At 54.0% G+C, this 11,850-nt stretch carries 9 protein-coding genes and 1 pseudogene; 3 read left to right on the top strand and 7 right to left on the bottom strand.

Features of this window, described 5'->3' with window-relative positions; genetic code table 11:
- Positions 1–104 precede the first annotated feature (104 nt).
- The 3 genes and pseudogenes from G461_RS24950 (at position 105) to G461_RS0119685 (ending at position 3,969) form a co-directional block, all read left to right on the top strand.
- Positions 105–1,100: pseudogene (locus G461_RS24950) on the top strand (ABC transporter permease).
- 2 nt (positions 1,101–1,102) lie between these two features.
- A complete protein-coding gene (locus G461_RS0119690; protein ID WP_026973127.1) occupies positions 1,103–2,068 on the top strand; it encodes an ABC transporter permease in 966 nt (321 codons plus the stop codon).
- 134 nt (positions 2,069–2,202) lie between these two features.
- On the top strand, positions 2,203–3,969 hold the full coding sequence (locus tag G461_RS0119685; RefSeq protein ID WP_026973126.1) for a methyl-accepting chemotaxis protein: 1,767 nt from the start codon (positions 2,203–2,205) through the stop codon (positions 3,967–3,969).
- A gap of 283 nt (positions 3,970–4,252) precedes the next feature.
- On the opposite strand, the gene G461_RS0119680 is transcribed toward G461_RS0119685, so the two are convergent.
- The 7 genes from G461_RS0119680 to G461_RS0119650 form a co-directional block, all read right to left on the bottom strand.
- Entirely contained in the window at positions 4,253–5,188 is a 936-nt protein-coding gene (locus G461_RS0119680; protein ID WP_026973125.1) for a DUF6635 family protein, read from the bottom strand.
- Positions 5,189–5,261: 73 nt separating this feature from the next.
- Complete coding sequence (locus G461_RS0119675) at positions 5,262–6,137, bottom strand: LysR family transcriptional regulator (protein WP_051333711.1); 876 nt, start codon at positions 6,135–6,137, stop codon at positions 5,262–5,264.
- A gap of 267 nt (positions 6,138–6,404) precedes the next feature.
- Complete coding sequence (locus G461_RS0119670; RefSeq protein WP_026973123.1) at positions 6,405–8,051, bottom strand: ABC transporter permease; 1,647 nt, start codon at positions 8,049–8,051, stop codon at positions 6,405–6,407.
- Positions 8,052–8,107: 56 nt separating this feature from the next.
- The gene (locus G461_RS24945) at positions 8,108–9,073 is read right to left on the bottom strand and encodes an extracellular solute-binding protein (RefSeq protein WP_051333710.1); all 966 of its coding nucleotides are present in this window, start codon (positions 9,071–9,073) and stop codon (positions 8,108–8,110) included.
- Positions 9,074–9,149: 76 nt separating this feature from the next.
- Positions 9,150–10,112, bottom strand: coding sequence for an ABC transporter ATP-binding protein (locus tag G461_RS24940; protein ID WP_035480903.1), 963 nt, complete (start codon positions 10,110–10,112; stop codon positions 9,150–9,152).
- A gap of 243 nt (positions 10,113–10,355) precedes the next feature.
- Positions 10,356–10,610: a hypothetical protein gene (locus tag G461_RS26665; RefSeq protein ID WP_026973121.1), complete on the bottom strand. Its 255-nt coding sequence runs from the start codon at positions 10,608–10,610 to the stop codon at positions 10,356–10,358.
- A 127-nt stretch (positions 10,611–10,737) separates the two neighbouring features.
- On the bottom strand, positions 10,738–11,628 hold the full coding sequence (locus G461_RS0119650; RefSeq protein ID WP_026973120.1) for a hypothetical protein: 891 nt from the start codon (positions 11,626–11,628) through the stop codon (positions 10,738–10,740).
- Positions 11,629–11,850 lie beyond the last annotated feature (222 nt).

Raw genomic sequence — 11,850 nt, 5'->3', positions numbered from 1 at the left:
TCAACGTCCTGCTGCTACCCCTACTTAACCTAGCTCTGGCGCTCGCGGTATCGGCGCTGGTGTTTATTGCCGTGGACGTGAATCCACTAGACGCGGCCCAGCTAATGATCGAGGGCGCTCTCGGTTACCAAGAAGGTGTGGGTTACACCCTCTATTACGCCACCAACTTTATCTTCACGGGTTTGGCGGTGGCGATTGCCTTCTCCGCTGGCCTGTTCAACATTGGTGGTGAAGGTCAGGCCTATATCGGTGGTCTGGGCACCGGCCTTGTCTGTTTGCTTCTTGGCCCAAGCATGCCATTTTGGATTGTCTTCCCGGTAGCGCTGTTGGCGGGTATGGCCTTTGGTGCGCTCTGGGCACTGATCCCCGCCTACCTGCAAGCCTATCGCGGCAGCCACGTGGTCATCACCACCATCATGTTTAACTTCATCGCGGCCTCGCTGATGGTTTACCTGATGGTGAATGTCCTCAAGCCAGAAGGCGAAATGTCGGCGGTATCGGCCGTGTTTGAAAGCAATGCCCACCTGCCAATGATGCATGACATCCTCGGTTGGTTTGGCATCGACTTTGTGCGCAGCCCGCTGAACCTGTCGTTCTTCCTAGCACTGGCAGCACTGGTATTGGTGTGGCTACTGCTATGGCACACCCGCTAGGGTTACGCTATCCGCGCGCTGGGCTCAAACCCAACCGCTGCGACCTATGGCGGTATCAACCCGAAACGCCTGACCGTTATCGTGATGCTGATTTCTGGCGCACTGGCTGGCATGTTGGGTATGAACGAAGTGATGGGCTATAGCCAGCAGATCCGCTTGGGTTTTGTATCGGGCTACGGCTTTACCGGTATTGCTGTTGCACTGATTGGCCGCGGCCACCCGATCGGTATCTTCTTTGCGTCCTTGCTGTTCGGCATCCTGTTCCAAGGCGGTAATGAGCTGTCGTTTGAGTATGCCAACATCGAACGTGAGATGGTCGAAGTGGTTCAGTCACTGGTGGTACTGTTCTCCGGCGCACTGTCGCTGATGCTGGTTAAACCGGTCGAGAAAATCTACCTGGCGCTAACTGCATCGCGCGCCAATCAAGTGAACACTCAGGAGGCCTAAGCATGTTTGACACCATTATCTTATTGCTAGACGCCACCCTGCGTGTTGCCACCCCACTGCTGCTATTGGCGCTGGCGGGCTTGTTCTCTGAGCGCTCAGGCGTTGTGAACATCGCCTTGGAAGGTAAGCTGCTGGGCTCAGCCTTTGCCGCAGCAGCTACCTCCTATGCAACTGGCAGCGTATGGATGGGCTTGCTGGCGGGCATGGCCACCGGCTTTGCGCTGGCGATGATACACGGCTTCGCCTCAATTACTCATCGCGGCGATCAGATCGTATCGGGTACTGCCATCAACATGCTGGCTGCCGGACTGACTGTAACCCTGGGCCGTTACTGGTTCGAGCAAGGCGGTCAAACCCCATCGCTAGTGGGCGACCAACGCTTCCAAGCCATCGACCTGCCGCTGGCTGGCATGCTGCAAGATGTGCCGCTGATTGGCTCGCTATACAGCAAGCTGCTGTCTGGTCACAACTTGCTGGTATATCTGGCCTTTGCGCTAGTGCCCGTATCTTGGTGGATCCTGCAGCGCACTCGCTTCGGCCTGCGCCTGCGTGCGGTGGGTGAGAACCCACACTCGGTAGACACTGCCGGTGTATCGGTAACCTGGCTGCGCTACCGCGCGCTAATGATTGCCGGCTTGCTAGCGGGTATCGCGGGTGCCTACCTGTCGACTGCTCACTCGGCGGGCTTTGTACCGAACATGAGCGCGGGTAAGGGCTTTATTGCACTGGCGGCGCTGATCTTCGGGAAATGGCGCCCAGTCAGCGTGATGTTTGGCTGTTTGTTGTTTGGCTTCCTGGATGCCTTGGCGGTGCGCCTGCAAGGCGTGGAGATCCCGGTTATCGGTGAAGTGCCGGTACAGGCGATTGAAGTATTGCCATACGTACTGACCGTGCTACTGCTCGCCGGCTTTATCGGTAAGGCCATTGCGCCGAAGGCGGTAGGTCAGCCTTACGTGAAGTCGCGCTAAGCTGCGTTTACCTCCTTAGTATAAAAAGCCGCTCTAAAGAGCGGCTTTTTAGTATGTGAGAGCTCAATTAATTATCAATTCCAAACAACTCTGCTAGCTTTACTAAATGATGACTCAATAGCAAGGATAGCGTCATGAAAGCCCACCCAGAGGCGGCTCTACAGGATGTGGAAGACCTTAAGATCACCAGTGCCGATCAGCGCAACTTTTTTCAACTGCTCCGCCCTCGCTCTCTCAAGGCCAAGCTGATTGCACTGACGATCACCATCTGTAGCATTCAGGCCATTGCCACCATCTCGGTGTTCTCACAGATATTCAAACTCGAAGAGCATATTCACGGCGTTGCCCATCTGGATATTCCCCTTCAAGAGACCACCACCTTAATCACCGAGCACCAGTTGCAGCAGCAGGTCTACTTCGAGCAAGCCCTGCGCTTGGCAATGGACAGCCAAGGTGGACAGCAATCAAACCATATCCATCAGTTGGTCAGTCAATTGGAAGATCTAGAGAGTCTGGTCAAACATGAGCTAACGCTCGGTCAAGACCTGCTTGACCAGATCCTGCTAAGTAAACTCACCGAGGATAAACTCACCAAGCTGCGCCAAACCCAGCAGCTACTGCAAAACTTGGGCGAAGAGCACCGCCTGTGGCATGACAACGCCTTAGAGGTGCTGGCACACACTAATCAAGCGATTCCCGCCGATGTGCTGAATCAGGAGATTAACGAGCTGGAACACCTGGCCACAGAGCTTCACAAGCACAGCGAGCAGATCCAACAGCAAATCGAGAACTTCACCGAACAAGCAACCTTGGAGATCGACGGCGATGCACGCCGGCTAGAGCATGTATCACTGATTAGCACCTTGGTTGGAATATCGTTGACCATCTTGGTATGTATGAAATTGATGAGCAGCATCAAACGGGGGGTCAGCAAAGTCGATGATCACTTGGATGACTTTGCCCACGGCGACTTCTCTACCGCCATTGACCGCAGGGAACATGGTGAGATTGGCGCGCTTCTGGAGCAAATGCGCCTGACTCAGGAGGCGGTTGCTAAGCTACTCAGCGAGGCTAAACGCACCGCCAATCTGGTAGATGCCTCAGCCCAAAGCCTGAGCATGGCCTGTACTAAGGTCTCTGATAACGTGGTGTTGCAAGGCGATGAGATCAATCAGGTAGCCACCGCGACTCACGAGATCTCGGTGACCGCTTCATCGATTGCCGACTCAACCACCGAGGCCCAGCAGCAAGCCCACCATGTCTCCGAGCAGGCACAGGCCAGTCTAGACGCCACCCACCAAATGAGCGAACAGAATCAAACCCTGCACACCAGCCTTAGCCATAGCCAACAAGCGCTGCAGCAGCTTAACGCACGCAACCAAGAGATCACCCAAGTGCTGGAGGTTATTAAAACCATCTCTGAGCAAACCAACCTGCTGGCGCTCAACGCAGCCATCGAGTCGGCCCGCGCCGGTGAGCATGGGCGGGGCTTCTCGGTCGTGGCCGAAGAGGTACGGGCTCTGTCAATGCGCACTCAAGAGTCCACCACCGAGATTGAGGTGCTGATTAAGAATATTGAAGGCGACTCACAACAAGCATTAGGGCATATGTCGCAAAGCATGTCGCTAAGCGAAACCGCGCTGCAGCAATGCCAACAGAGCGCGGAGCTGATGGAGCAGATCGTGCAGGCCATCGTAACGGTGAACGATATGAATGTGCAGGTGGCCAGCGCCGCCGAAGAGCAAAGCTGTGTGGTTGCCGAACTCGATAACAACGTGGTGCGCTTAAACGACTCGACCCAAGACAACAGCGAGCAGCTGAAAACGGTTAGCCAAAGCTGCGCCGAGATGGCTCGCCTGGCCACCCAACTGCGCCAGAGTATTCAACAGTTTAAGAGCTGACGAGTTTGCGACATATACCCGAGCAACCCCAAGGTGCTTGTTCAGCGAGATTTACCAGTCCCTCAGGCAAGGCACTGCTCCGCCGATCTAGTGGTCTAAATCAAGGAGCAGTAACGTGGTATGAGGGACTGGCAAACTCGCCCTTCGGGAAGTGCTCAATGTCCATAGCTCTTCGTTGAAAACACTCGAAATGAGTCATCATTCCTTCGTATTCTCGCCTCGATCTATGGACATTGGGCGCCTCTGAATCCTGCATCTTGAGGTTGTTCGGGCATAGCTTGGCCTAGAGATGATTGAGTGGGCTGCGAATACTGTCTACGAACTCTAGCAGCCTGGCCAAGTAAGGCTCTTTAGCTTGATAGCTGCTGCGGCGTTGCTGTTTGAAATCAGCCCGCATATGGCGCAGCACTTTGTTAAGGCGAGCTTGATGCAGGCCTAACCTTGCTTGCAGCGGGTCCAAGATTAATCCAGAAAAGCTGGCAAATACCGCCAAAGCACACAAGGTCGCAAGCACCGAACCCACTTGTAAGCCCACGCTGGTCGATACCGGCACCACCCTATAGTAGAGCTCTCCCAGCCAAGGACCGGCCCAAAACTGCTGACTGGCCCAGTATTGGCTGACTCCCCCCGCCAGATACAGCCCCAGCGCAATTCCGCCCGGCGTGTATTTCTTAAAGGCCAATGCGCCAATCACCAAACTGGTTAGCGAGTTACCGATATCAGCCATAGCGGTGCGCACCTGTGCGTAGTCAGATAACAACTCATCGAGCAGTTGCTCAAAGCGTGCCCGCTGCAGAGCCGATAGGTGTTCGGTATCCAAAGACTCATCCTCAGTGAGCGTTTCGCAAATAGCATCGCGCAGGCAGGCATCAAGTCGGTGGCTATCCAGCAGCTCGTGGCGAAAACGCTCAGCCACGTAGCGCTGAACCTGAGTGCTCAAGCCGCCGGGCAGACGCTCCAACAAGCGGCTAATCCGTCCCCACCCCTTGCGCCGAGCCAACCAAAGCAGCATCCGACCGAGCAGATACAGCGGCGCCCACAGCAGATTGAGCGGCGCGCGCAGCATATCCAAGCCAAGTGCCCGGCGATTCGTTTGCCAGTTGCCTGGGTAGCGAAAGTGACGCGCCACAAAACCCTCAGTTTGCCCCTCCGCTTGTTCAAAATAGCGATCAACGCCTTTGTTCAGCGCCTGGATAAGACGATACTCTCGCTCGTTCAAATCACCTTCCCTGGTTTAAAGATTAAGGTTTAAGCGTTTAGGGTTTAGCTTTTGCTCTGAAGATTGCGTCCGCTTAACTCAGCATCTCTTTGATGATGCCAGTGAACCACTGCATGGCAGGGCTATCTTTGCGGCTACGACGACAACTTACGACATAGTCAAACTGCAGATCAACACCCTTTAGCGGAAACACCTTGTGCTGCGGCCCAATCCCACGGCCCAGCTTCATGGCAAAGTGATCGCCCTGCATCACTAGCTCCTCGCAGACACCGCTGTATTCAGACTCAACACTCACATCGATGTCCAAGCCCATGGCCTGCAAGCGCTCAACCACTTGATAGCGCTGGTCGTTCCAACCGGAAGTGCGCGTAATCGCCAAAGGATAGTCCTGTAGCTCTTCAATGGATGAAGCAGGGTGGTCGTGGCGGGTGTAGACAACGATCTTATCGCTACCAATCTTCTCTTGGTAGAGCGACTGAGGGACATCCTCCTCATAGATGTGGATCCCCACATGCCCTTCCCCGCGTAAGATGGCATCGCGGGCTTCCGCCCCCCACATGCGAAACGAAAACTTGGCGTTAGGCGCTGCTTGTTTTAGCAAGTCATAGAGGCGACTGCCGAAATGCTCCCAAAACAGGGCCGGGGCGTAGATGAGGATGGTCTCATCGGTGAGTTCTGGGTCGAATTGGCTAATCTGAATCTTTTCGTAGGATTCGAGAATCTGGTAGACATGGCGAATGTTTTGCTCGACATAGAGCGAGGGCTCAAAGCCATTCTTAGTTGGCACAAACAGCGGATCTGCGAGCTGCTCTTTTAGCTTTGAGATGGTCTTACTCACCATTCCGGGGCTGCGCTGCAGAGCAATAGCCACAGCTTTGACGCTACGTAGCTCATACATTTTGGTCAGCACCCTCAGGCGCTGCACATCGATAAGGGGGGATTTCAACACAACGGGCTCTATCAGAAGTCTCTGCCGCTTATTCTAATCGCTCAAACTCACTTGTGATGGAAATCCTCGATTTCCTTTCCCGATTTGGCGTGTTTTTTTAAGCTCTCAGCACGGTGATAGAAGCCAGAACGGAATCACCTAGCACTCCTCTTATCACCGGTCGCCCTTGGGCGCTTTCAATAGTTAAATGCTTTGTATTTTTTGTGGATGGGTATACATGCCCATCCACCTTTTTTGATGCCAGCGGCAAACTAAGCCAAGAGGAGCTTAACGCCCCGTTCTGCTCTCCCAGACTTTCATCGCCATCAGTACCAATGAGGTAGTCCCGACCACAATCAGCGCCATTGCCATCGCCAAGCTGGCATTACCCTGATCAAACTCGTGGAAGATAAAGGTCGCCGAGGTCTCCACCCCGGGCGGTTTGACCATCAGCGAGCCGACCAGCTCGCGCTGACCAATCACAAAGCTCATCATCCAGCCGGACATCAACGCAGGTACTAGCAGTGGCAAGGTGATCCGGCGAAAGCCATACCACTCGGATGCGCCACAGATCTTGGCCGCCTGTCCCAGCGATGTAGCCAGCTGCTGTAGCGCGGCCTTCACATACTGCACGGTATAGGGGATAAACAGGGCGACATAGGTCAGGATCAGCATCCACTCGCTGTTGTAGACAGGAAGCGGGTTATGCGGACTGTTCCAGAATAGGATAAGGCCAAACACCACCACGATGCCGGGGATGGTGTTCGACATCAGGCTGGCAAAGTCAATGCAACGGCTCAGCCAGCCCGGTTGACGGATCACCACCATCGCATACCACAGCCCGAGCAGTGCGCATAAACAAGCACTATAGAAGCTCAGCTTAAGGCTGGTAAACAGTGCCTGCAGCGCTTCGCCATCGCGGCTAAACACCTCAGCAAAATGGCGCAGCGTGAAGTTATCCCAAGCAAGCCCTAGTCCGGCTAAATCGAGACATGCGGTAAGCACAATCGAAAAGTAGGGCACACCAATCGCTAATACCAACAGAAGTACCACATAGCCATAGGCCAGTAAGGTCTGCCACGGCTTAAGCTGATAGCTTTTAGCTGCTACTGAACGCCCCCCAACTAAGGGCTGTCGAAAGCGCTCCGACAGATACACCTGCCCAGCCCACAGCGCCATACTGGTAAACAGCAAGATCGACGAGAGCATCGCCGCGCGGGAGAAGTCGATGGGCCAGGTGGAGGTATAACGATGGATCTCGGTGGTCAGCACATAAAAGCCGATCTGCTTACCCAAGGTGGCTGGCGTGCCAAACTCGGAGATGGTTTTAACAAAGATCAGCAATGCGCCCATCGCATAACTGGAGAGCATCAGTGGCGCCACCACCCGGCTGATGATCCGCCAGCGCCCTGCCCCGGCCACTTGTGCCGCGTCTTCTAAACTGGCGCTTATCTGCAGTAGATTGTTTTTGAGCATCAAATAGAGAAATGGAAACAGCGATAGCCCCATAATCAGCACCATTCCCGCCAAGCTAAAAAAACCTTGCTGCAAGAACGCCAACTGCGGAGCCAGTTGCTCCAGATAGCCACGCGGCTGCATAAACACGATCCAGCCCATCGAATCGATAAACGGCGGGGTCATAAAAGGCAGCAAGATCAGCACGTCCAATCGCCGGTGCCGCGCCAGCGGCGTACGCGCCATTATCCAGGCCAAGGGCGCGGCTAACACGGTGGCAAACAAGGTGACCAAGGCAGCCAGCAGCAAGGAATTAGCCAGTATCTGGAAGGGATACAGCTGGAAAAGCTGCGCAGCTAAGTGTGCGAACTGCCATTGCTGCTGATGGTAAATACTGTGCTGCAGGATGGCTGCCAGTGGCAACACCACCAGCAACAGCAAGCTCAGGCTGGCCAGATGTAGGTTAAGTTTTCGTATCACGTTCGATCACTGTAGAGGGGGAAACGGGACGCACGTCCCGCTTCCTAAAGACAGGTTTAGCGGAACAGGCCCGAAAAACGTTGGGTTACCGCAACTTGGTTGTCCAACATCCACTCCCAGTCGATATTCAGCTGCTTGATATCGGCATAGCCGGGGCGCGAGCTGTCAGCCGGGATATCGTTGCGACCAGGGATCAGCAAAGCATCGGCGACGATCTGCTGGGCGCGGTCACTGAGTAGGTAGGTCACGAACTGCTCGGCCTTTTTTTTGTTGTCACTGGATTCCAGGATCATCGCCGGACGCGGGGCAATCACTGTGCCTTCTTCGGGGTAGATCACCTCGATAGGATTACCTTTCTTCTTCTCGCCAAAGCCCATGTAATCCACACCGGCAATCACCGCTTTCTTGGCGCCATTCACCACTTGGTTAAGCGCCGGTCGGTTGGCGCCGTTCACAGCCAGATCATACTCATCCCAGCGCTGGAATAGCTCCCATGCCTGATCGCCCTTGTCGTTCACATAGCCCGTCACGAAATCCAAGGCCGAGCCAGACTCGTTCGGGTCGGGGAAGACGATCTGCCCTTCCCATTCGGCGCTAGCCAGAGCTTCTACCGATGCCGGGATCTCTTCAACCATGCGCGTGTTATAGGTAATCCCTAAAGCAGAGCCCGAGTAGCCGAACAGTTGGTTGTTGCCATTCCAGCCTGGATGCAACTTGTCAGCATTATCGATCTCGATGCTGTGCAGCAATCCTTCGCGCTGCAGGCCCATACCCGCAGGCCATGACGCCAGAATCACCACGTCAGCAACCGGCTTGGCCTCTTCTGCTTTTAGGCGGCCAAGTACCCGGCCGGTAGTTGCCTGATACACCTGAACCCCTACCCCACTTTGCTGTTCAAAATCTTTCACCAGTTTGTTGGCCAGACCTTTCGGGCCTGCGGTGTACACCACGAGATCGGCAGCCTGTACCCCAGAGACTGTCAGTGCCAGCGCTAAGGAGGCGGTTTTTAGAAGTGTGTTCATCTTGTCATCCGTGCTTATTTAGGTTGAGTTAGGTTCGGTTGCGTTGTGCATTTCACTGCAGCTCAGCAACGCGGGTTTACAGTTCAATAATCTGGTGGTTTTCACCGTACAGCGTCAGATTTTGGCCTCCCGCCATCGGTTGTCGCGAGTGGAACAGCCAGCGCTGATCGGCAACCTCCGCCTCTATCAAGTAGTGGCTGCCCTGATACAGCCCTTGGCGTACCGTGGCCTCAAAGGCGATGGCCTGCTTGGTTTGCTCGAGCAAGACATGTTCGACCCGCAACAAGCGGCGGCCTTGGCTGCCGGGAAGTACGTTTGAGCGACCAATAAAATCGGCCACAAAAGGATGAGAGGGTTGGCTATAGATCTGCTGTGGCGTGCCCTGCTGAACAATCTGGCCTTGTTGCATCACAAACACCTGATCGGCCATGGCCATCGCTTCACTCTGATCGTGGGTCACATAAACTGCGGTCAAGCCATTCTCTTTGAGCACCTGCATCAGCAAGGTCTGCATGCTTTCACGCAGCTTGGCATCCAGCGCCGACAAGGGCTCATCCAGCAAAATCAGTTGCGGTTCGGTGACAATCGCGCGCGCCAGTGAGACCCGCTGCTGCTGCCCTCCCGAGAGCTGGGCGGGCAGCCGCTCAGCCAAATGTGCTAGCTGTACCTGCTCAAGCGCCTGCATCACCTTGTGTTTAAGCTGCGATACTAGCCCCTGCGCACGCAGGCCGAAGGCGACGTTCTCGAACACGCTTAGGTGAGGCCACAGGGCAAAATCTTGAAACACCATGCCTAGGCGCCGCTTGGCCACCGCCATGTTCACGCCAGAGCCATAATCAAACACAGTTTGCCCGGCAATGGCGATGTTGCCTTGGTCAGGCACTTCAAGGCCAGCAATCAGCTTAAGCAGGGTGGTCTTACCGCAACCCGATGGCCCCAACAGAGCGCCCAGTTGGCCAGTTTGCAGGCTAAGTGAACAGGGCTGAAGGGCTTGGGTATCCTGATAGGATTTGCTTAACGCGCTTAGCGATAGACTCAAAGCGAGACTTCCTTGTAGCTAAAACTGACAACGAAGTTATTACGTTAAAGTGACAGGAAGAAGACAGTTATATTGCGAAATAATTATCTGGATTGATTCGAGCAGATAACATGGAGAAATGATTTGGAAAACGGTCAGGCCGAGAGACTAAATAAGGGGGGCTAAATAAGGTTGCCAAAATGCTTGATTAGCGATTGATTTTCAGTGAAAAGAAGGGCCTACGCACAGCGCAGGCCGACTTCATCAGGCCAAGGATACCTGCGTCCGCGCTTGGTAATAATGTAGGCCGGCAGTTACCAGACTTACAATCAAAGCGACTAGGGCTAGCGCTGGTTGCGCGCCGAGTTGGGTCAAGCACACCAAGATACCCAGATTTCCAAAAGCTGACAGCAACAGGCTATCCATTTTGTTTGGGGCGTGGTTTAGCAATACGACCAAGGCTTTAAGGCTGTGATAGATTCCGATAAGGCTCGCGATGACAACAATAAATAACGACATGATATTTCCCCTCCTTGTTTGCTAACATCGAATTCATTATCGGTTATTTAATGTAATATTTCAGTAATTTATTTAGTTTATGCTATGCAAGTCCGCATAAAATCTATCTCTTAAGCCAAAAACCAGATTAAGTAACCGCCATCTCACTGGGGTTTAACAGCATCGCCAGGTCATCGGTGACAAAATCCGCCCCCAGACGCCATTGCCAACGCCGACCTTCGAGCTCAAGCCAAAGCTGTTTTAGCTCCCGGAACTGCTCATCCGGGCGAATCGAAATACCCGAGATCCGATCCAAACGGATATAGGTGTGGGAGAACTTGTAGTTGGTCTCGCGCACATCCACCACATCCTTACCGCGGCTAGCGACAATCAGCTCGGTGCCATCGCACACTAACATGCTGTCGAGCAAGCGGTACTGGTTAATATTGCGGTAGATATTACTCAGGCTGTTGTTCGGCAAAGGCCCTAACTCAATGCTCGGCTGATAGCCGAGGATCTGCAGGCTGCCGCTAAGCTGCTCTTTGTCGCACAGATAGCGGAAGATCTGTTGCTCAGCCTCTGGCTGAGCGCTAGCCTCCGCCGCATCCCCCTCGCTAACCTCTGGGCTAACGCCGTTGCGGATAAAACGAATGGCCTTGCTGGCGATGTCTTGCGAGCTCATGTTGTAGGTCACGCTCAGGGTTTGCGAGCTGGTCGCGAGCGTAATGTGGCTATCGAGCAAATCTCCACCATGCTCCAGCCACAGCAAATCCTGATAGTGGATCACTTGACGGATCATCTGGCTAGAAGCGACGTTCAAGTAGATCATCCGGTCGCTGTGGACGATCACCAACTGCGGGTACAACAGCATTCCCATATTCACATTGCGCCGTTCCTGATGAATCGGGATCTTGAACGCAAAACTGGCGCCGTTGTAGTCGGCGGAGATATCGCCAAACTGCGGTGGGATATCATCTAGACTGTCCACCTCAACCAGCCAAGGACCAAAGTGTTGGTATTCCCGTTCTTCTAAATTCATCATTGCCCCCTTGAGCAAATCTGCTGTTTACAAGTACCAGAATAGTTAATATTTGGCTAAAACTTCGCCGCCGCGGTCACAGATTTACGCACGGTAAAACAACCTAAACGCCTGTTTATCTGTCGTTTAAGTAAATATCCACCTTCTAAAGAAGGTGGCTTTGAATGAGCCCCCTCGAAGGGGGCCTTTGTCTAGTGCAGCGCCAACTCACCTTGCTCTTGA

Source organism: Aliagarivorans marinus DSM 23064 (genome assembly GCF_000429485.1).
Classification (GTDB): domain Bacteria; phylum Pseudomonadota; class Gammaproteobacteria; order Enterobacterales; family Celerinatantimonadaceae; genus Aliagarivorans; species Aliagarivorans marinus.
This window is presented reverse-complemented; position numbering and strand designations above follow the sequence as displayed.

Bases quoted from the DNA above. Each gene is read 5' to 3' on its own strand.
- G461_RS0119690 (WP_026973127.1), top strand. From the start codon at position 1,103: ATGTTTGACACCATTATCTTATTGCTAGACGCCACCCTGCGTGTTGCC.
- G461_RS0119685 (WP_026973126.1), top strand. From the start codon at position 2,203: ATGAAAGCCCACCCAGAGGCGGCTCTACAGGATGTGGAAGACCTTAAG.
- G461_RS24945 (WP_051333710.1), bottom strand. From the start codon at position 9,073: ATGAACACACTTCTAAAAACCGCCTCCTTAGCGCTGGCACTGACAGTC.
- G461_RS26665 (WP_026973121.1), bottom strand. From the start codon at position 10,610: ATGTCGTTATTTATTGTTGTCATCGCGAGCCTTATCGGAATCTATCAC.
- G461_RS0119650 (WP_026973120.1), bottom strand. From the start codon at position 11,628: ATGAATTTAGAAGAACGGGAATACCAACACTTTGGTCCTTGGCTGGTT.